This is a genomic window from Methylobacterium sp. CM6247 (assembly GCF_054817925.1).
Genome location: NZ_JBTXKX010000003.1, coordinates 4,729,809 through 4,750,584, shown reverse-complemented (window position 1 = coordinate 4,750,584; position 20,776 = coordinate 4,729,809). Strand labels below are relative to the sequence as shown.

At 67.0% G+C, this 20,776-nt stretch carries 17 protein-coding genes; 8 read left to right on the top strand and 9 right to left on the bottom strand.

Annotated elements, in window-relative coordinates; genetic code table 11:
• The 5 genes from hpnE to dxs all read right to left on the bottom strand — a co-directional run bounded on the left by hpnE (position 1) and on the right by dxs (position 6,233).
• Positions 1 to 1,317 (bottom strand): hydroxysqualene dehydroxylase HpnE, encoded by a 1,317-nt coding sequence (hpnE, locus tag ACYQOP_RS23500; RefSeq protein ID WP_461224464.1) that lies wholly within the window; start codon positions 1,315 to 1,317, stop codon positions 1 to 3.
• Positions 1,317 to 2,171 (bottom strand): presqualene diphosphate synthase HpnD, encoded by an 855-nt coding sequence (hpnD, locus tag ACYQOP_RS23495; protein WP_461224462.1) that lies wholly within the window; start codon positions 2,169 to 2,171, stop codon positions 1,317 to 1,319. Before hpnD ends, hpnE begins: the two co-directional genes overlap by 1 nt.
• Positions 2,168 to 3,082, bottom strand: coding sequence for a squalene synthase HpnC (gene hpnC / locus ACYQOP_RS23490; protein ID WP_461224460.1), 915 nt, complete (start codon positions 3,080 to 3,082; stop codon positions 2,168 to 2,170). Before hpnC ends, hpnD begins: the two co-directional genes overlap by 4 nt.
• Complete coding sequence (gene hpnA / locus ACYQOP_RS23485) at positions 3,079 to 4,119, bottom strand: hopanoid-associated sugar epimerase (protein ID WP_461224458.1); 1,041 nt, start codon at positions 4,117 to 4,119, stop codon at positions 3,079 to 3,081. The genes hpnC and hpnA overlap by 4 nt, the downstream gene beginning before the upstream one ends.
• Before the next feature lie 152 nt (positions 4,120 to 4,271).
• Entirely contained in the window at positions 4,272 to 6,233 is a 1,962-nt protein-coding gene (gene dxs, locus ACYQOP_RS23480) for a 1-deoxy-D-xylulose-5-phosphate synthase (protein ID WP_461224456.1), read from the bottom strand.
• 377 nt (positions 6,234 to 6,610) lie between these two features.
• Here dxs and ACYQOP_RS23475 point away from each other — a divergent pair, with 377 nt between their 5' ends.
• From ACYQOP_RS23475 to ACYQOP_RS23455, 5 genes are all read left to right on the top strand, one after another.
• Complete coding sequence (locus tag ACYQOP_RS23475) at positions 6,611 to 6,832, top strand: hypothetical protein (RefSeq protein WP_207412137.1); 222 nt, start codon at positions 6,611 to 6,613, stop codon at positions 6,830 to 6,832.
• Between the two features lie 80 nt (positions 6,833 to 6,912).
• Positions 6,913 to 7,764, top strand: coding sequence for a DNA/RNA non-specific endonuclease (locus ACYQOP_RS23470; RefSeq protein WP_461225442.1), 852 nt, complete (start codon positions 6,913 to 6,915; stop codon positions 7,762 to 7,764).
• A gap of 26 nt (positions 7,765 to 7,790) precedes the next feature.
• Complete coding sequence (locus ACYQOP_RS23465) at positions 7,791 to 8,105, top strand: hypothetical protein (RefSeq protein WP_461224454.1); 315 nt, start codon at positions 7,791 to 7,793, stop codon at positions 8,103 to 8,105.
• Positions 8,106 to 8,413: 308 nt separating this feature from the next.
• A complete protein-coding gene (gene ettA / locus ACYQOP_RS23460; protein WP_056429151.1) occupies positions 8,414 to 10,066 on the top strand; it encodes an energy-dependent translational throttle protein EttA in 1,653 nt (550 codons plus the stop codon).
• 378 nt (positions 10,067 to 10,444) lie between these two features.
• The gene (locus ACYQOP_RS23455) at positions 10,445 to 11,311 is read left to right on the top strand and encodes an outer membrane protein (RefSeq protein WP_056429153.1); all 867 of its coding nucleotides are present in this window, start codon (positions 10,445 to 10,447) and stop codon (positions 11,309 to 11,311) included.
• A gap of 130 nt (positions 11,312 to 11,441) precedes the next feature.
• Here ACYQOP_RS23455 and ACYQOP_RS23450 read toward each other — a convergent pair whose 3' ends face one another.
• The 3 genes from ACYQOP_RS23450 to ACYQOP_RS23440 all read right to left on the bottom strand — a co-directional run bounded on the left by ACYQOP_RS23450 (position 11,442) and on the right by ACYQOP_RS23440 (position 14,488).
• Complete coding sequence (locus tag ACYQOP_RS23450; RefSeq protein WP_461224452.1) at positions 11,442 to 12,296, bottom strand: formyltransferase family protein; 855 nt, start codon at positions 12,294 to 12,296, stop codon at positions 11,442 to 11,444.
• The gene (locus ACYQOP_RS23445; RefSeq protein WP_461224450.1) at positions 12,293 to 13,063 is read right to left on the bottom strand and encodes an SDR family NAD(P)-dependent oxidoreductase; all 771 of its coding nucleotides are present in this window, start codon (positions 13,061 to 13,063) and stop codon (positions 12,293 to 12,295) included. The genes ACYQOP_RS23450 and ACYQOP_RS23445 overlap by 4 nt, the downstream gene beginning before the upstream one ends.
• Positions 13,064 to 13,180: 117 nt before the next feature.
• Positions 13,181 to 14,488: a capsule biosynthesis protein gene (locus ACYQOP_RS23440; protein ID WP_207412133.1), complete on the bottom strand. Its 1,308-nt coding sequence runs from the start codon at positions 14,486 to 14,488 to the stop codon at positions 13,181 to 13,183.
• A 274-nt stretch (positions 14,489 to 14,762) separates the two neighbouring features.
• On the opposite strand from ACYQOP_RS23440, the gene ACYQOP_RS23435 reads away from it, so the two are divergent.
• The 3 genes from ACYQOP_RS23435 (at position 14,763) to ACYQOP_RS23425 (ending at position 19,198) form a co-directional block, all read left to right on the top strand.
• Positions 14,763 to 16,301, top strand: a complete 1,539-nt coding sequence (locus tag ACYQOP_RS23435; protein ID WP_461224448.1) for a capsular polysaccharide export protein, LipB/KpsS family — start codon at positions 14,763 to 14,765, stop codon at positions 16,299 to 16,301.
• On the top strand, positions 16,301 to 17,794 hold the full coding sequence (locus ACYQOP_RS23430; protein ID WP_461224446.1) for an LTA synthase family protein: 1,494 nt from the start codon (positions 16,301 to 16,303) through the stop codon (positions 17,792 to 17,794). Before ACYQOP_RS23435 ends, ACYQOP_RS23430 begins: the two co-directional genes overlap by 1 nt.
• A 234-nt stretch (positions 17,795 to 18,028) precedes the next feature.
• Positions 18,029 to 19,198 (top strand): polysaccharide biosynthesis/export family protein, encoded by a 1,170-nt coding sequence (locus ACYQOP_RS23425; RefSeq protein WP_461224444.1) that lies wholly within the window; start codon positions 18,029 to 18,031, stop codon positions 19,196 to 19,198.
• A 176-nt stretch (positions 19,199 to 19,374) separates the two neighbouring features.
• Here ACYQOP_RS23425 and ACYQOP_RS23420 read toward each other — a convergent pair whose 3' ends face one another.
• Positions 19,375 to 20,748, bottom strand: a complete 1,374-nt coding sequence (locus ACYQOP_RS23420) for an aminotransferase class I/II-fold pyridoxal phosphate-dependent enzyme (RefSeq protein WP_207412130.1) — start codon at positions 20,746 to 20,748, stop codon at positions 19,375 to 19,377.
• Between the last annotated feature and the right edge of the window lie 28 nt (positions 20,749 to 20,776).

Below are 20,776 nucleotides of genomic sequence, written 5' to 3'. Positions count from 1 at the left end.
TCACGCCGCGCCGCGCGTCACAGCTTCACGGCGCGCAGGCGCGCCTTTAAGGAGCGCTTGCGCGGCCGTCGTTCCCGAACGGATCGCTCCCTCTATCGTCGATGGCAGGCCGGTCGCGGTCCAGTCGCCCGCTAGGACGAGATTGTCGTGGGCCGTCACGGCACTCGCGCGCCGCGCAGCCTCTTCGGGCGTCGCCGCGAAGGTCGCCCGTTTCTCCTTTACGATCTGCCAGCTTGGCAGTTCCGGTGCAAGTCCGGTCAAAGTCGAGATCTCGGCCCAGATCTGCTTCGCCAAGTCTTCCCGCGGCATATCCAGCAGGCGGTCGGCACCGCTGATGGTGACCGACAGTCGATCCGGATAGGCGAATAGCCATTCCGTCAGACCGTTCACCACACCGAGCAATAACGGCGAGCCCTGTGGAGGAAGGATCGCGAAATGAGCATTGACGATGGAGCGGTAGGATTGCGGAGCCGAAAGTCCTGGGATCAGGTCGGTCGCGACCCAGGGAGGCAGGGCCAGCACCACCGAATCATCGGGACCGAGCGTCACCGATTCGTCGTTGAACAACAGGGTATCGACCCGACCCGCATCGGCGCCGAGGCCGCGCAGGCGACGGCCGAAACGCATCTCGGCGCCGTGCCTGGCCAGATAGGCCAAAGCGGGATCCACGAAGGCGACCGAGAGGCCGCCGACAGCAATGAGCGGCCGGCAGGCGGCGCCGCCCGCGCCCAGGGTTTCGCGCAGGATCGTGGCGGCGAGCCCGACATCGCTTTCCTGCGGGTCGGTGTTCAGGGCGGCGAGCAGCACCGGATGCCAGAGGCGCTCGTAGAGCGGCCCGGAACATTCCATGCGCTCGCCGATCGTGCCCGCACGGCCGGGGGCCTTGCCCGAGGCGGCCCGGAGGATGCTCAGGGGCGCGAGGTAATCCATGGCGCGGCTACCGGGCACGCGGCGCGAGGCCTGCAGCACCCACCACGGCAAACGGCCAGCATTCGGCCGCAGGGTCCAGCGTTCACCGGTCTTCAGGTCGGCGAAGGGAAACTCGGCCTCGTCCGGCCCAGTCAGGGCATCGGCGGGGGCATCGACCAGCTTCAGGAAGTCGAGGGACGAGCGGTTGCCCGACAGCAGCAGGTGGTTGCCGTTGTCGATGGTCAGGCCCAGCGTCGAATCATAGTAGGAGCGGCAGCGCCCGCCCGCCTGCTTGGCGGCCTCGTGCACGATGACGCGGCGCCCCTGCTCGGCGAGCGACACGGCGGCCGAAAGGCCCGCGAGCCCCGCGCCGACGACGTGAACCGTTCCGGTCTGTTGTCCCGTCATCACAGGATCCCGTGACGAAGCGCGACGCCCAGCAGGGCGAGCTTCGAGGGTTTCACGCGCGCGCGGGGCATGGCCCAGCCGCGCTTCAGCACCGCGTCGAGATAGAGCCGGTAGGCCGCCGCCATCAGGCGAGGGGCCTTCGTCTCCTTGCGCGGATTGCGGTCGATGATCGTCCAGGTGTCGCGGTAATGGGCTTCCGCCTCCCTCGCCACGGCGATGCAGACCTCGCCGATGCGGGGATGGGCGATGGCGGCCTGGGGAGTCGGATCGGTAAGGCCGATGGCGGCGAGCTTCTCGCGCGGCAGGTAAAGACGGCCGCGCTCGGCATCCTCGTCGATGTCGCGCAGGATGTTGGTGAGCTGCAGCGCGCGGCCCTCGTGATGGGCGAGGCGGATGCCATCAGCCTCGGGCAGGCCGAAGATGCGCACGGACAGCCGCCCGACCGCGCTGGCGACCCGGTCGCAATAGAGATCGAGGGTCGCCTCGTCGGGAGCGACGATGTCCTCGAACGCATCCATCGCCATGCCGTCGATGACCGCCTGGAAATCCTCGCGCAGCAATCCGTAGCGGCGGATGGGTATCACGAGGTCGCGCACGCGCGGAGCCGGGTTTCCGGCATAAAGAGCATCGATATCGGCGCGCCAGCGGTCGAGTTCGGCCGCGCGGACGGGCGCCGGCCCACCATCGTCGGCGACGTCGTCCACCGAACGGCAGAAGGCGTAGACCGCGTACATCGCCTCCCGGCGATCCTTCGGCAGCAGCCGCATGGCGGTGTAGAACGAGGACCCGGCGGCCGGCAGGGCGGCGTCCTGCGCCATCGCGGGTTCCTGGGCGGGTGATGCGGTGGCGCTCATGACTGCGCTCCCTGGCTCGCGACGCGCGTGGACTGTCGGCGCAGGATGCGCGAACGGAACGGACGCCGCGCGAGGGTCGAGGCGATTCCGCCCAGCGCCGTCAGGGCAAAGCCTGCCTTGCCGTGATGGACCTTCTCGGAGAGCGGGTCGCGCGTGAGCAGCCCCTTCGTGAGCACCACGGCGAGACGGTGGATCGCCGCGATCTCGAGGCTCAGGCGCAGGTCGTCGATCAGATCGGGCAGCACCGCGCCCTCGTCGAGGAGGACCATGGTCCGCTCGGCGAGTTCACGGATGACCGCACGCAGGGCAGGGGAGGCCTTGTCGGCGGCGAGCGCTTCCACGGAGACGCCGTGGCGCTCCAGCACGTCCCGCGGCAGGTAGACCCGGTCGTTGCGGCGATAATCCTTCGCGCAATCCTGCAGATGGTTGATGATCTGGAGCGCTGCGCAGATCGCGTCCGACGGCCCCCAGACCACGGCCGGGTCCTCGCCATGCACGTCGAGGACGAAGCGGCCCACGGGCATGGCCGAGAGACGGCAATAGGCGATGAGGTCGTCCCAATCCTCATATCGGTTCTTCCGCGCGTCGAGGCGGAAGGCGTCGAGGAGTTCGAGGGCATGCGTCGCCGGAAGGCCGCGCGCGGCGAGTTCCCGCTTCAGCGGCTCCGCCTCGCGGTCGGAGGGCCCCTTGCCGGTCAGGGCATCGGCGAGTTCGTCGAGAAGCTCGACCTTGCGCTCGGGCGACAGCTCGGCATGGTCGGCGACGTCGTCGCCCGCACGCACGAAATCGTAGAAAGCCAGGATCGCGCCGCGATTCTTCGGGTGGATCAGGTGGGAGGCGACGGGAAAGTTCTCGTCCTTGTGCCCCTTGCCCGAACGCGCTTCCGTCGCGCTGTCGAGGGTTGCGGTCACTTCAGATACCCCGATGTGCGGAACCAGCCGAGGGCGTCCGACAGACCCTCGCGGTAGGGCCGCGCGGAATAGCCGAGTTCGGCCCGTGCCTTGGCATCGGTGAAGAACATGCGGTAGCGCGACATCTTGATGCCGTCGATGGTCGCGAAGGGCGTCTTGCCGGTGATCCGGGCCATCTGTTCGGAGATGAACGCGATCGGGTAGACCACGGCGCGCGGCAGGTTGATGGTCGGCGCCTTGCGGCCGACCATGCCGGCGATGTCGGCGAGCATCTGCGACAGAAGCACGTTCTCGCCGCCCAGGATGTAGCGCTCGCCGGTGCGGCCATGGCGCAGGGCCAGGAGATGGCCGTAGGCCACGTCGTCCACATGGGCGAGGTTGAGGCCGGTATCGACGAAGGCGGGCATCCGTCCGAGGGCCGCCTCGACGATGATCCGCCCGGTGGGGGTCGGCTTGACGTCGCGGGGGCCGATGGGCGTCGACGGGTTGACGATGACCACAGGCAGGCCGTTACGCGCCGCCATCTCCTCGACCACGCGCTCGGAGACGACCTTGCTGCGCTTGTAGGCGCCGATGGCCGTGCCGGGGGTGAGAGGACGCGTTTCGTCGGCGGGCGTGCCGTCGTCATGCGGCTTGATGGTGGCGACGCTGGATGTGTAGACGATCCGCTCGATCCCCGCCCTCAGCGCCTCCTCCATGAGGATGATGGCGCCGTCGCGATTGGTGCGGACGATCTCTTCCGGGTCTGGCGCCCAAAGCCGGTAATCGGCGGCGGCGTGGACGAGGTAGCGCTGGCCAGCGAGAGCGGCGGCGACCGACGCGCGATCGCGCATGTCGCCCTCGACGATCTCGACATCGTTCCAGACGAGGTTGGTGCGCGGGGAGGAGGCCCGCACCATGATCCGCACGGAGAAGCCGGCCTTGCGGAACACGTCCACGAGGGCGGCACCGAGGAACCCACTCGCTCCGGTGATGAGAACCGGGCCGGCTTCGTAACGGTTCTCGTCGAACCTGCCGGAGGAGGTGGCCTCTGTCATTTCTCTCGTAGGGTCAGGAGATTGCACAGGAAGACGCGCCGATGCGAACCGGCATTATGCCCGGTCTTTTCTCATCGATAGGCGAGGCGAACAAGCGCAGCGCGGCCACACACGGAGACTTCCGTGCGCGGCCACACGCCAGGGGCCGGAGGTCAGGCGAGACGCAGACGTCCGGCCTTCTGCTCGGGCAGGGTGGCCTGAACGGTGCGGACGATGCTGTCCGCGTCGAGGCCGGCCTCGGCGTACATGGTGTCGGGGCTGTTGTGGTCCTGGTAGGTGTCCGGCAGTGTCAGCGTCCGCACCCGTACCCGGCCCGCATCGAGCGCGCCCTTCTCCGACAGGAGATGCAGCACCATAGCCCCGAAACCGCCCACCGACCCCTCTTCCAGGGTGATCAGAACCTCGTGGCTCGCCGCCAGATCCAGGATCATCGCCTCGTCGAGCGGCTTGGCGAAGCGCGCATCCGCCACCGTCACGGCGATCCCCGCCGTCTCGAGCAGGTCGGCCGCCTTCAAGGCTTCGCCCAGACGCGTGCCCAGGCTCAGCAGCGCCACCCGCGCGCCCTCGGGACGCCGCACGATCCGGCCCTTGCCGATCGGCAGCGGCACGCCGCGCTCGGGCAGGTCGACACCGACCCCCTCGCCGCGCGGATAGCGCAGCGCGATCGGGCCGCTGTCATGGGCATGCTGGGTCGCCACCATGTGGACCAGCTCGGCCTCGTCGGAGGCCGCCATCACCGTCATGTTCGGCAGGCAACAGAGATAGGCGAGATCGAACGCGCCCGCATGGGTCGCCCCGTCCGCACCCACCAGACCCGCCCGGTCGAGGCAGAACCGCACGGGCAGGTTCTGCAAAGCCACATCGTGCACGACCTGATCGTAGGCCCGCTGCAGGAAGGTCGAGTAGATCGCCACGAACGGCTTGTAGCCCTCCGTCGCCAGACCGCCCGCGAACGTCACCGCATGCTGCTCGGCGATGCCCACATCGAAGGTCCGGTCCGGATGCGCCTTGCCGAACAGGTCGATCCCGGTGCCGCCCGGCATCGCCGCGGTGATCGCCACCACCTTGTCGTCGGCATCCGCCGCCTTGATCAGGCTCTCGCCGAAGACCCGCGTATAGGCCGGCGCGTTCGGCTTGGCCTTGGCCTGCACGCCCGACAGGACGTCGAACTTCACCACGCCATGATAGCGGTCGGCACTGGCCTCGGCCGGGGCGTAGCCCTTGCCCTTCTGGGTCACGACATGGAGCAGGATCGGGCCCTGGTCCGAGTCGCGCACGTTCTTCAGGATCGGCAGGAGATGGTCGAGGTTGTGCCCGTCGACGGGGCCGACATAGTGGAAGCCCATCTCCTCGAACATCGTGCCGCCGCCCACCACCAGCGAGCGGGCATATTCCTCCGCCGCCGCGGCGCGCTGGTAGATCGCCTTCGGCAGCAGCTTGCCGAGCTGCTTGGCCGTCTCGCGCAGGCCGCGATAGGTCCCGCCCGAAGCGAGCCGGGCGAAATAGGCCGACATCGCCCCCACCGGCGGGGCGATCGACATGTCGTTGTCGTTCAGGATCACGATCAGCCGCGAATGCAGCGCGCCGGCATTGTTCATCGCCTCGTAGGCCATGCCCGCCGACATCGAGCCGTCGCCGATCACCGCCACCATGTTGCGGCGCTTCGGAGCGGGGTGGCCCTTGGCCTTGGCCGTCGACTCGTCGAGATCGCGGCCCACCGCCATGCCGAGCGCCGCCGAGATCGAGGTCGAGGAATGCGCCGCCCCGAACGGGTCGTAGACACTCTCCGACCGCTTGGTGAAGCCCGACAGCCCGCCCGGCTGGCGCAGCGTCCGGATCCGGTCCCGCCGCCCCGTCAGGATCTTGTGCGGGTAGGCCTGGTGCCCGACATCCCACACGATCCGGTCGTCGGGCGTGTCGAACACGTGATGCAGCGCCACCGTCAGCTCGACCACGCCGAGCCCCGACCCGAGGTGACCGCCCGTCACCGACACCGCGTCGATCATCTCCAAACGCACAGCGTCCGCCACCGCCTGAAGCTGGCTCTCGGGAAGCGCGCGAAGAGCAGACGTCTCGTCAAGCCCGTCGAGGATCGAGGTTTCTATCCGTGACAATGGCTCACTCACTTCTTTGAATCAGGTAACCGATCGACAGCGCGCCCCACCTGCCGCTATCGGCTTCGGGCGAGACATCCGTCGATCCTGGCTTTGGCGACTTTCATGCAGCGTGGCCGCCGTGACCAACGCGCATTATAACGCTACCGTCGGTCAATGCCACGTCGCCATATCGAGTCTTCTGGCCATGCCCCACGCATTTGGTGCCTGGAACGGCCGAAGGAGGTAAGGATTTGTGGCTGATCGATCAATGTCGAAGATTGACTTTTCGCACGGCGATGACTTCACGGCGAGCCCGAATGACCTGTTGTCGACCCCTGTCCGCGATGGTGCTCTTGGGCCTTTCTGCCTGTGTGACGCTTTGTCCTGAACCATCGGTGGCGTCTCCCCGATCCCGCCAGGGCTTCTGGGACGGCGTCCCGGCGCCGGTCTTCGAATTCAAGCTCCCATGCGACAGGCTCGATGGGTGCAGCCATCCCGGCGCGTCGCAGCAGCCCGACCGGCGGGTCCACCCCTTCGAGGGAACGCTCGGCCGGCCCTGTGGCTATCGCTGGCGTCCGACCCCCTCCGGCACGCGCAAGGTCCGGGTCTGCTATTGAGGGTCATCCTCCCTGAAGCCGCCTCGCCGAGGGTACGCCTCAGGTGGCTGCCACATGCGGCGGCGTTCCTGTTCGTCGGAATGTTGGTTTCGGCGGAGGAGAGCCGGGCAGGCGTCGCCTGCCCCTCCCTGTTCGCTCGCGGGCAGGTACCGGTGATCGTCAACCGCAAGCTCGCCGCGGAGACAACGAGCCTCTGCTACGAGGCTTTCGCGGTGCTGCATTCGGGCGTGTCGCGCACCCCCGTCTACGCCTCCGAACATCTGACGCGGGCGAGCGTCGCTGCGGCGCGCATCGTCGATCGGACCGATTCCTTCCACGAGGAAGACCGACTGCCGGTGGCTAGCCGCGCCCGGCTCGACGATTATGTCCGTAGTGGCTTCGACCGGGGCCATATGGCGCCTGCCGGGGACATGCCGAGTGAGTCGGCGCAAGCCGAATCCTTCACCCTGGCCAATGTGGTGCCCCAGGACCGTGCCCTGAACCGGGGCCTGTGGGCTGCGATCGAGGAGAGCGTCCGACGCCTCGCCATGGCGCGGGGGCAGCTCTTCGTCGTCACCGGGACGATCTATGCGGGCACGAGCATCGACTCTCTCGACGGGCGTGTCCTGGTGCCGACGTCACTGTTCAAGGCGGTGTACGATCCGGCCCGCGGCGAGGCGGCGGCTTATCTCGTGCCGAACCGCGCCGATGCGGACTGGCGGTCGATCCCGCTCGGCGAGTTGACGACGCTCTCGGGGATCGACGTCTTTCCCGGGCTCGTCGCTTCCATGATGGACCTGCCCGAACCGCGCACCTATTCCCGGGGCGACACGGCGGGTGGGCGACCGAAAGGGCGCACGCGCGATGAGCCGAGCTTCGAGGAATGGGCCCTTGCAACTCTCGAGCGGATCGCGCGGCGTGTGCTTCGCGAGTTTCTAAAGTCGATCTTCTGAACGCTCGAACGAGACGAGAGGCGGATATGACGAAGCCGGATGAGACGAGGGCGGCGGAGACCGGAGCGCCCACGATGAGGGCGGAACCTGACGCCTTCACGCCCTTCGCGGATGACGCCACGGTCGAGACCGTCGGGGGCCTCTCGGTGGAGAACGGCACCCTGGCGATCGCCATTCACGGCAGCCTCGACCTCTCACGGGACAAAGTGGGGCTGGAACGGGCGCGCAGGCTCAGAACCATCGCAGAGGCGATCGTCGCCGTGCTCGAAGCGGCCGACCTGCCGGACGAGGTGGCGCGAACGGCCTCGAACACGCGCAAAGTCGAGAACCCTTTCGCGTGAGCCGCTTCGGCGCAGCTTCGACCCTGCGCAGAAAGGGCTCTTCCGCTCCCCTAGCGGACCATACCCGTTCTTGCCGCTGACCCGCCGCCCTGGTAGGTCCAACCATTGTCCGACGCGGTGCGGTTTCAAGGATGGCACGACGCTGTTCGATGCCACCGCACGTGGGACGGACCGGGCAGACCAGAGCAACGCGCGCCGCCCTCATGGCGCGCGACCTCGGCGGCGAGCCCCATTCACGCCATTTCCGGCGGCCGATCAAGCGCCCAAGCGCCGCGCCGCCCAGCAATAGTCAAGGATACCGGACGCTCATGGCGCGCGAATTCATCTACCACATGAAGGGTCTGACCAAGACCTATACCGGCGGCAAGAAGATCCTCGATAACGTCAACCTGTCGTTCTATCCGGACGCCAAGATCGGCGTGCTCGGCATCAACGGCTCGGGCAAGTCGACCCTGCTCAAGATCATGGCCGGCATCGACACGGAATGGACCGGCGAGGGCTTCGTCGCCCAGGGCGCCCGCGTCGGCTACCTGCCGCAGGAGCCGCAGCTCGATCCCAACAAGTCGGTGCGCGAGAACGTGATGGAGGGCGTCGCCGAGAAGCAGGCGCTGCTCGACCGCTACAACGAACTCGCGATGAACTATTCCGAGGAGACGGCGGACGAGATGACCGCCCTCCAGGACCAGATCGAAGCCAAGGATCTGTGGGAACTCGACTCGAAGGTCGATCAGGCCATGGAGGCCCTCGGCTGCCCCAGCGACGAGCAGCCGGTCGCCACCCTGTCGGGCGGCGAGCGCCGTCGCGTGGCGCTCTGCAAGCTGCTGCTCTGGGAGCCGGAACTGCTCCTCCTCGACGAGCCCACCAACCATCTCGACGCCGAGACGGTGAACTGGCTCGAAGGCCACCTGAAGCAATATCCCGGCGCGATCCTGATCGTGACCCACGATCGCTACTTCCTCGACAACGTCACCGGCTGGATCCTCGAACTCGACCGTACCCGCGGCTACCCCTACGAGGGCAACTACTCGGCCTGGCTGATTCAGAAGCAGAAGCGCCTCGCCCAGGAAGGCCGTGAGGACATGGCGCGCCAGCGCGCCATCAATCGCGAGCAGGAATGGATCTCGGCCTCGCCCAAGGCCCGCCAGTCGAAGTCGAAGGCCCGCATCACCCGCTACGAGGAGCTCGTGGCGAAGTCTCAGGACAAGATCGACGCTTCGGCCCAGATCGTCATCCCGATCGACGAGCGGCTCGGCAACAACGTCATCGAGTTCGAGCACCTCAACAAGGCGTTCGGCGACCGCCTGCTGATCGAGGACCTGTCGTTCAAGCTGCCGCCCGGCGGCATCGTCGGCGTCATCGGGCCGAACGGCGCCGGCAAGACCACCTTGTTCAAGATGATCACCGGCCAGGAGAAGCCCGATGGCGGCACCATCTCCGTCGGCGAGACCGTGCATCTCGGCTATGTCGACCAGTCGCGCGACGCCCTCGATCCCGGCGCCACGGTCTGGCAGGAAGTCTCGGGCGGCAACGACATCATCTATTTCAACAAGCGCGAGATCAATTCCCGCGCCTATTGCGCGGCCTTCGCCTTCAAGGGCTCCGACCAGCAGAAGAAGGTCGGCACACTGTCGGGCGGTGAGCGCAACCGCGTGCACCTGGCCCGCACGCTGAAGGGCGGCGCCAACGTGCTGCTGCTCGACGAGCCCACCAACGATCTCGACATGGAGACCCTGCGGGCACTGGAAGAGGCGCTGGAGGATTATGCCGGCTGCGCCGTCATCATCAGCCACGATCGCTGGTTCCTGAACCGCATCGCGACCCACATCCTCGCCTTCGAGGGCGAGAGCCATGTGGAATGGTTCGAGGGCAACTTCTCGGATTACGAAGAGGACAAGAAGCGTCGCCTCGGCGCCGATTCCCTCATGCCGAAGAAGATCAAGTACAAGAAGTTTTCGCGCTGACGACGCGGCCCGGTCCAAGACCGGGCCGTTTTCGTATGGCCCGGCGGGAGACCAAGGCAACGATGCCGCACCTGATCGATCGGGTAGCGGCATTGTTCTTGCCAAGCCCTGCAGAACTCCACCCGGTATTCACCTAAGACCGGCACGATGTCGGCAGGAGGCTCAGCGTTGAAGCAAAGATGATCGAAACGTTACCGATCTCGATGTCTTCGGCTTTTCGCCCCGTCGAACGAAATTCCTAAAGGCGCCGCCTCCGTATCGATGGAGATCGGCCGACGACGCTCGTTTCTACGTTAGGGTGTGGCTCGCGGGTCATAGGCGAGCCGCGGGAGAGGGGCTAATTTGACCTCAAGGTCAGCCCCCACGGACATCCTCATCATGATCGCGAAGCTTCTTCTCGCCGGCACCGCCTCCGTTCTTCTGGCCGGCGCCGCTTCGGCCGCGGATCTTCCGCGCCGCGCCGCTCCCCCGCCGGTCTTCTCGCCCGTCCCGGTCTTCACCTGGACCGGCTTCTATCTCGGCACCCACAGCTCCTACGCCTGGAGCGACGATCAGACGATCCGCACCACCGGCAACGAATTCAACACGCGCGAGAACGTGCGTCTGGACCGCCGCCCCGGCACGTTCCGTTCCGAGCAGGACGGTATCGGCAATGTCGGCGGCGGCATCGGCTACAACTATCAGCTGACCCCCGGTTCGGGCTTCGTCCTCGGCGTCAACGCCGACGTGACCTGGACCGACATCAGCAAGAGCTACGCCTATTTCGGCCCCAGCAGCACGGTTGGAGGCCCCCTCAATCCCGCTAACCTGCGCCAGCGCCTCGACTATCTCGGCACCGTCCAGGGCCGCATCGGCTACGCCTTCGACACGGTCCTCGTCTACGGCACCGGCGGCTTCGCCTACGGCAACGTCAATTACGGCGCCAACTTCTTCAACGGCGCCGGCGCTCTGGCCTATGCCGGCCGCTACAACGACATGGAGACCGGCTACGCTTATGGCGGCGGCATCGAGTGGGCGATCCCCACCGACAGCTTCCTCAACCGTTTCAACTTCATCGGCAGCTTCATCGGCGCCAGCGCCATCACGCTGAAGGCCGAGTACCTGCATTACGACCTCGGCAGCCGCAACGTGCTGGTGAACAACACCGGCCTCGGCGCTCCCTCCACCGGTTCCTACACCTCGCGCTTCAGCACCGAGGGCAACCTCATCAAGGCCGGCTTCAACTACAAGTTCGGCGGCCTCTGAGGTTCGACTCTGCCGGAGCGGTCTTCGCTTCGGCAGTAAAACGACAGCGAAAGCCCTCAAACGGCCCGGTCCCCAGGACCGGGCCGTTTTCTCATGATATCAATCCGGCTGCTCCGGCCGGTGGGCGCATTCAAGTCGTCGCGTGCACGCTCAACGCGGCTCGCAGATCGGCGCCATCGACGAGCTTTCGGTTCTGTCTCGCGAGACCCGCCAGCAGCGCCCGGTCCGGGAACGGGCAGTAGGGCAGGGCCTCCGCCACCATGCCTTCGCCTAGGATACCTGCGGCGAGATCGTCGAGCACCCCATCGAGGAGGACGCGCCCCCTCTCGTGCAGCAGGATCGCCGCGCGGGTGGCGGTGGTGCCGGACGGAAAGTCCGATGCTTCCTGGGCGAGGATCGCCCCCGCGTCGATTGCTGGCGTCAAGCGATGGATCGTGACGCCGAAGCCGGGAACCTCCTCTGCCAGCGCGTGGATCGTCGGCACCGGCCCACGATGGCGCGGCAGCAGGCCAGGATGGACGTTGATTCCTCCAAGCGGCGCCAATGCCAGGGTCGCGGCGGAAAAGATCTGGTCGAAATGGAACGCGACGATGAGGTCCGGCACATGGGCGTCGAAGGCCTGAGTCACATCCGACCCGTTGACGTCATCGATGCGCAGGGTCGAAATACCGAGCGTCCGGCACAATGCCTTGAGCGGCGTCGCAGTGGCCACATGTCCAGCCCCCGTCAAGCGCCGCAGCATTCCCGATGCCGGAGCCAGCAGATCGGGCAGGCCGAAATTCACCGCGAGATAGGGCAGGAATGCCGGGCCGGACCGGGCGAGGTGGCGCCGGACCTGGCCGGTGAGACCACCCGAGTTCGGACGCTCCGCATTCGACAGCCCGACAAAGGCGATGTCGCCGGCATGGTCCTGCACGAACTGGCGGGCGGCACGGGCATTCGGCAACGCTTCGAGCACGAACAATGCGATGCGCGGGCGCGTCATCGCTTGCTACGCCCGACCTTGAACCGGAAACCGCGCATGGAGCGGCGTCGCAGGCTCTCCGGCAGCAAGGCCGATCCGCGTGCCAGGGAGGCGAGGGGCTCGGGGAAGGCGATGATGTCGAGGTCGCGGGCGAGGCCGCGCGCGATGCGGACAGCCGCCTCCTCGGCACTCATCTCCATCGGACGCCAGCCCTCGTAATCCCCACCCATGGTGGTTTTCACGTAACCGGGAGTCACCACGTTCATCCGGACGCCACGCGGACCGAGCTTGGCGCGCAGCGCCAATCCGTGGGCGAGCAAAGCCGCCTTGGTACCACTATAGGCCGGTGCGTCGGGCAAGGGCGCGAAGGCCGCGAGAGACGAGATCAGGGCGATCTGGCCGCTCCCGCGCGCCAGCATCAGGGTCACGCAGGGTAGGGCGACATTCAGTGCGCCGTTGAGATTGACGTCGACGGTCTCGAACGCCATCGCCTCGGTCTCGATATCCCCACCGGGATGGCCGCCGTTGATGCCGGCGTTGACGATGACGAGATCGAGGGGCGTCACCGCGTGCGTCTCGCGTAGCCATTCGCCCACGGCCTGCCTGTCGCGCACGTCGAGGGACCGGGTCGCCACGGTTGCGCCGAGGTCGCGGCACGTGGCGGCGACGGTATTCAGCCTGTCGATGCCACGCGCATTCAGAACGAGATGCGTGCCGGGCGCGGCGTAATGCCGGGCCAGAGCCGCGCCGATACCGCTCGACGCACCAGTGATGAGAATGACGGGCATGAGGCCTGTTCTAGAGCATCACCCTGGCAAGCGGGAACCCGTTCTCGGACAAGATGATGCCGTACCGATATCGGGGCGCACCGTCTCCGGAATGGGTCGAAGCCCGGCGGCGCTCGGTCAGTAGACCGGCGCGAGTTCCGGCGTCGTCGTCGTGCGCTCGCGAATCACCCTTGCGGCGGCCAGGGCCGGTGCAGGCAGACGGGCTTCGAGGCGCGAGACGCTCCCCGCCACGGCTCGGTCGATCGACGGACGGGAGAAGAATCCGCCATTCACCTGGGTCCGATGCAAGACGACCCGACGAAAATCCGCGACCAGCTGCATGTCGGGAGCTTCCGGCTTCGTCCAGAAGGTATCGAGCCCACCCTGATGCGTGAGGCCGGGTATGTTGTAGATCGCATCACCCGCGGCGACCGTCGGACGGCCGAGCTCCAGGGACAGCATCCCCACCGTGCTGTTCACCAGGACGACGCCTCGGCTGCCGGCGATGAGGTTCGGCAGGTCGCCGCCATCGATGAAATCGAGCCGGTCTTCCACGCCATGACGCCGGGCGGAGTTCCTGGCGTGTTTGCGCCAATTGACCAGCCCGCTGTCGAGGGGGTGGAGCTTGATCAGAAGGCGCGCAGCGGTGTTGGCATGGGCGGCAAAGGACGCGATGGCTCGGTCCATGAACCCTTCGACCCCCAGAAAAGGCGAGTGGATGCGAATCTGGTAATCGCTGTCGAGCTGCAATGGCAGCAGGAAATACTCGTGCTTGCGCGCCAGATAGATCTCATTGAGTTCCCGCGCCTGGCGGCGTGTACTGGCCCGGCCGGCGAACTTCTTGATCCAACCGACATATTCCGCCGCGATATGAATCGGCCGGTGGCTGCGGAAATGCGGGAAGAAATAGGGAAAGCCGATATTGGCGACGTTGTAGGCCACATCCCACAGGCTACGCCGGGCCATGTCGCCGCTCGCCGGCATAGCGCGGCCGGCCAGCGGCAGGCGGCGGGCGATGGCGCGGATCTCGTCGGGACAGCGAGGCAACGAGGAATGGCCGTTCACACCGCCGAGTTCGCACGTGACCCAGTTCGGCCGCAGATAGCCTTCCTCGAACACGTGGATACGAACGCCGAGGGGGCTTGCGGCCTCTCGCGCCGCGACGTGATAGGGCCGACAATCGCCGAACAGCACGATATCGGTCACGCCGTGCTCGACGATATAACCGGCGATATAGGCATCCCAGCCGTCGCGAGGGCCGCGATAATTGTCGGAGCCGAGGCGCCAGAACAGCCAGTCGCCCGATGAAAAGTTGATACGTCGAACCCGATGGCCGCGCTTGAGGAGCGCTTGGCCGAGATCCGCAAAGAAGGGCGACGCGATCCCCTGCAGAAACAGGAAGGTCGCTGGCCTCTCGCGTGTCGTGTCTACGCGTGTCGGCAACATGCGAAAGTGCTTGCTCCTGCGCCCGGCGAGGGCGTGTCGAATGGGCACGTGAGAGCCCTGATCGCACGGATGGTGCATTGCGGCAATTGGGTAGCACGGGGTCCTTAACGGAATTCCTGGCCGCGTGATGTGTCTGCAACATGACGCGCTGGCGACGCCTTTGAGATCCCGAACTCGAACGCTCCGATTGCCCGTTCTCTCACGAGATCGGATCGCGTGACGGCACGGATCGTCGTATGCCTGCGGCCCCGCATAACCGGATCCGCCATAACCGTTGCCAGACCTCTCGCCACCTTTCCCCCCGGCCGCCTCGTCGGTGCCCCGGCCTCTGCTTGCCACGAGCCGGCCGATTCGGGCTCTGCGAGCCGAGATCGAATCCGTGACCGGTCTCGCCTTCGCTCAAGCCTGGGCTCCGGGCGCCATCGGGGTGATATGGGGACGGCGCGGGCTTGCCGGGCGGTGCCTGCAAATGGCGGGTCGCCGGCTCCTCACCGTCGAACCGGGGCCTCTGCTCAGTCCCTACGATTCTCCCGAAAGGGGTCTGTCCAGCCTGCGCTTCACCCTTGACGGAGTTCCGTTCGGTGGCGAGGCCGGGATCCACGCGTTCGACCCTTGGACTCGGCAGCCGATCACCCTCGGCGAATGCCGCGATCGGGTGGCCTGGCTGGAGCGCCGGTTCCGCGACAACGAGAGCCTCACCGTCCTCGTCGGCATCTCGCGCTGGAAGCGGCCGGCCCTCGATGTCTTCGTCGGCGGACCGGCGGGTAAGCCTGTTTACGCCATGAATGCCGAGGAGGCGGTGGCGAAGGCGAGGAGCAGGGGACAAGCCGGAAAGGCCCGCATCCTCGCCTGGGCGACGCGGATGCCGGCACATTTGCCGTCGCTCTGCGCGGAGCACGGTATTCCCCTGGCCCGGATCGAGGACGGATTCCTGCGGTCGGTGGGGCTTGGAGCGAGCCTGCAGCCGGGCGCTTCTATCGTCGTGGATGACAGCGGCATCTATTACGACCCCCGCACCGAAAGCCGCCTCGCTCGCATCCTGAGGAACGAGGATTTCTCGCCCGAGCTCGTGGTCAGGGCCTCGCTCCTGCGCCGGCTCGTGGTGGAACGGCGCCTGACGAAATACAATGTCGGGCTCGCCGGAGATGCATCGGGTTGGCCCGAGGATCGGCGCATCGTGCTGGTGCCGGGGCAGGTCGAGGACGATGCCTCGGTGCGCCACGGCTCACCGCATGTCCGCTCGAATCTCGAACTCCTGCGCGCGGCCCGCAGCCGTAATCCGGGGGCATTCCTACTCTATAAACCGCATCCCGACGTGGAGGCCGGCTTCCGGCCGGGCGCGATCCCGGAGGCCGAGGTTCTGGCCCTGGCCGACAGGATCGTGGCGGGGCTCTCCATCGTCGACCTCCTCGACCGGGCGCACCATGTGGAGACAATGACCTCGCTTGCCGGATTCGAGGCGCTGATCCGAGGCTTGAGCGTGGCGGTCCATGGCCGGCCCTTCTATGCCGGCTGGGGGCTCACCGAGGATCTCGCACCGGGCGCCGACAGGGGGCGGCGGCTCGCCCTCGACGAACTCGTCGCAGGAGCGCTTCTCGTCTACCCGCTCTATCTCGATCCCGTGGCGATGAAGCCGTGCACGCCCGAGCAACTCCTCGAGCGGCTGAGCCAGAGCCGAGAGGCCGCTGCCCCCTCGAAGCTCGCCCTCAGTCGCAGGGCACAGACCGTCATGCGCCTACGCTACGCTGTTCTGAACCCCATCGTCCGCCTGATCCGGGCGCGACGGGGGATCGGGCGAGGCGGCGACAAGTGATGACTCTGCTCGCCGCTCTCACCTTGGCGTTGATCGGCTCCCTCGCCATCGAGGCGTGGGATGGTGCGGGCCGGCGGCCCATCGGCAGACGCCCCAGCGAGCTGGCCGTACGACTTGGCGGCTATGCGCTCCTGACGATATTCTGGTTCTGCTTCTCCTGGCGCCCCTGGCTCGCGGCCTTTTCCTGCCTGCTCACCGTCGCGATCCTGGTCGTGGTCAGCCGGTTGAAGCAGGCGGTGATCGGCGAGCCGCTGGTCTTCAGCGATTTCGCCCTGTTGCGCCAGGTGCCTCGCCATCCGGACCTCTATTATACGAGACCGATCACCGACCCGCGCATGGCTGTACCCCTCGGGGCAAGCCTCGCCGTCGTCGCCCTGTGGTACTGGATCGAGCCCAGCGCGCTGCCTGAAGAGCCGAGCGTCGCCGTCGTCTCGCTTATCGGTCTGCCCTGCCTCCTGGTCGGATTGGCCTCCGGCCTCGCCACAGGAATGGCGGCGCCATGGCTCGCGACCCGGTTTCCCCGACCCGATCTCGACGCGGATTGCGCCCGCTACGGGCTGCCGGCCACGATCATCGCCTATACCCTGCGCTGGACCAGCGACGTGCCGGAGCCCGAACCGGACGATACCGCTGTGCCCGGACCGGCCGCTCCGGCACCGCTCATTGTCGTCGTCCAGCTCGAATCCTTCGTCGATCCGGCCCGGCTCGGCGGTCCGAATCTGCCATTGATGGAGACGATCCGCCACCGTGCCTCGCGCTATGGCCGGCTGACGGTCCAGGCCCACGGTGCCTACACGATGCGGACGGAGCACGCCCTCCTCACCGGACGAGAACCGGAAAGCCTCGGGTTCGGGCGCTACGATCCCTATCTCAGCGGCGGTGGCGACGAGCCGACGAGCCTTGCCCGGCTTGCATCGGGGGCAGGGTACGCCACCGTGTTCGTGCATCCCTTCCACCGCGACTTCTTCCAGCGCGCCGAGGTGATGCGGCGGTTCGGTTTCACCCGGCTGGTGATGGAGGATGATTTCATCGGGGCCGCGAGAATCGGGCCCTATATCGCCGATGAGGCCGTCGCGGCCCGCATCCTGGCGGAGGTCGATGCGGTGCAAGAGCCCGTCTTCGTTTTCGCCGTGACCATGGAGAACCATGGGCCGTGGAAACCCGGGCGGCTCGACGGCATCACCGAGCCGCTGGACCAGTATCTCCACCACGTGGCCCATACAGGCCGGGCCGTCGAGACCTTGATCGAAGGTCTGGAAAGGCGCGATGCGATCCTGTGCGTCTATGGCGATCACGCCCCATCCCTGCCGACCTGCACGCCCGGCTTCGGCGATACAGCTACCGATTACGCGATCTTCGGCTTCGGAGCGTTCAGGGAAACGCCGCAGCGCATCGATATGAGCGCCGACGGACTCGGTCGTTTCCTCCGGTTCCGCATCGGGGAGCGCTCGGCAGACGAGGCCGGATCGGCTATCGCCTCACCATCGTACTGACACGAACGTGACCGACGCGAGACCGCGCATCGGCTCGACCATGCGATAGTAGAGCGATCGTTAAACGATCGAAGAGTTTTGACGCTATGAATGGTGGACCGTTCGAAAGGTCCGCTCTCGCACAGGCCCACGTGGCCAGCCAGCGAGACCGGAGATGACGGACGGTGCGTATCCGCCGACCCGACACGTGATCTGACAAGGCACTCGTCGCGGGGGCGGGTCTAGGAGAGTTCGATGTTTCCCAAAGCCACCCTGGCCATTGCCATCGCCGTCACGGTGTCCGGCTGCAACGCCTTCCTGCCCGCCGCCGGTCCGTCGACCTCGGCCGTGGTGGACGGCGCGGATCAGACGACGAGCGAGGGGACCTTCGCCCGCTACGAGTTCATCGACGTGAACGCCGCGGTGGTGGAGGCCTTGCGCGGACGCCCCCTCGACAGCCTGCTCTCCTCGTTCGGGGATGGACGCATGCCCTCGGAAGCGGTGATCGGCATTGGCGACGCCGTGGCCGTCTCGGTGTTCGAAGCCGGATCGGGTGGCCTCTATTCCGGACCGCTCACGGTCAACTCGATGTCCGCCGGCTCGAAGGCGGCGCAATTGCCCGAGCAGGTCGTCTCGCGCGATGGCGCGATCTCGGTCCCCTATGCCGGCCGGATCAAGGTCGCGGGGCGCCGCGCCCAGGACGTCCAGTCGCTGATCGAGACCGAGCTCGCCGGCAAGGCGATCCAGCCTCAGGTGATCGTCACCGTAAGCCGCCCGGTCTCGCAATCCGTCACGGTAGGCGGCGAGGCGGTGGGCGGTGCCCGCGTTCCGCTCGGCACCCAGGGCGATCGCATCCTCGACGTCATCGCTACCGCCGGTGGTGTGAAAGCCCCGGTCAGCGAAACCTTCGTGCGTCTGTCGCGCAACGGCAGGACGGCAACGGTGCCGCTGACGACGGTGGTGTCGAACCCCAAAGAGAACATCTACCTGCGCCCCAACGACAACCTCACCCTGGTGCGCGATCCCCAGACCTTCCTGGCCATCGGAGCACTGGGCACCTCCAACGAGATTCCGTTCCAGGCCGAGGGCATCACCCTAGCGCAGGCGCTGGCCAAGGCGCGCGGCCAGAGCGACGCCGATGCCGACCCCACCGGCACGTTCCTGTTCCGCTTCGAGCCGGCGCCGGTGGTCCGTCGCCTGAAGCCCGGAAGCCCGCTCCTCGGCACGCCGCTCGTCCCCGTGGTCTATCGGTTCGACATGCGCGACCCCAACAGCCTGTTCCTCACCCAGGCCTTCCGCATGCGCAACCGCGATATGGTCTACGTCTCGAACGCGCCGTTCACCGAGATCAAGAAGGTTCTCTCAGTCTTCGCCGCCGCGTCCCAGCCGATCACGACCGGCGTCCGCGTTGGCGGTGCCTTCTGAAGGGGAAGGCCTGTAATCGCGGATCGGCGGATCGCTCGACCGTTACGGGCGGCCCCCCGCGAAGCGGCGGCCCCGGCTTCGGGGTCGCGCCATCCGGCCGATGGTGCCGGCCTCAGGATCACACCCGTCGCGGGCGATGCCGCGCCGTCTGCACGGCGGAGCCGGGCAGGGTGCTCTCAGGGCTTGCCGCGCTTGGCCATCAGCTGCTCGATGAGGGAGCCGCCCTTCTCGATCTCCGCGAGTTCCTCGGCCACGGCCGTCACTGTCTCGCGGATCTGCTCCGGCGTGTGTTCGGAGGTGATGAAGAAGCGCAGGCGCGAAGAGCGCTCGGGCACCGCCGGATGGATGATCGGCTGCACGTTGATGCCGCGCTTGTACAGGCGGTCCGACAAGGTGACCGATTTCAGCGAATCGCCGACAATGACGGGAATCACGGCGAGGCCGAGGCTCGTTCCGGTATCGAGCCCATGCTTCTTGGCGCATGACAGGAACAGGTGGCCGTTCTGGCGCAGTCGCTCGACCCGGTGCGGCTCGGCCTGCATCAGGGCAAGGGACGCCTCGGCGGCGGCGGCCAGCGGCGGGGACAGGCCGACGCTGTAGATGAAGCCCCCGGCCGTGCATTTCAGGTACTCGATTAGGGCCGCCGGGCCGGCGATGTAGCCGCCGCAGGACGACAGGGTCTTCGAGAGCGTGCCCATCCAGATATCGACGAGGCGCGGATCCACGTCGCAATGCTCGGCGAGCCCGGTTCCCGTACGGCCGAGGACGCCGAGCCCGTGGGCATCGTCCACCATCAGCCAGGCATCGTAGCGCTGTTTCAGGGCGACGAGGCCGGCGAGGTCCGGCGCATCCCCGTCCATGCTGTAGAGGCCTTCGACCACGATCAGTGCGCGGCGATGCTCGTGGCGCGTGGCGCCGAGCAGGGTCTCCAGGGCGTTGAGATCGTTATGGGCGAAGGAGCGACGCTGGGCTCCCGAGAGCTGGGCCCCGGTGACGATGCTGTTATGGCTCAGCGCATCGTGGAAGATCACGTCGCCGGGTTCCAGCAAGGCGCCGATCGTGGTGACGTTGGTGGCGTGGCCGCTCACCATCACGACGCAGGCTTCGGTCTCGTAATGATCGGCCAGCGCCTGTTCGAGGCGGATATGACCGGGGCGCTCGCCGGCAACGATCCGGCTCGCGGAGGCCGAGGTGCCGAACTCGTCGATGGCCCTGCGCGCCGCCTCGCTGACGTCGGGATGTCCGTTGAGCCCGAGATAATCGTAGGACGAGAAATTGACGAAGCCCTTGCCGGCGATACGCGTCGTGGCGCCCGCCCTGGTCTCGTGGACCCGGAAGAACGGGTTGCCGAGGCCGATCAGGTCGGCGGCCGAGCGCTGTAGCCGCAACTCGCGGTAGCCCGGCAGGGTCTCGAATTTCTGCACCGATGCGTCCGTGGCCTTCGCCTCGGGGCGGGGCGGGGCCTGCCGGTTGGCATTGCGGCCGAGCCGGTTGGTGACGAAGCCCGCGAGCGCCGCGCGGCCGCCGTCGGGGCGGGCTGGATTACTCATGCGTGTTGAATCTTCCGATTGACCGATG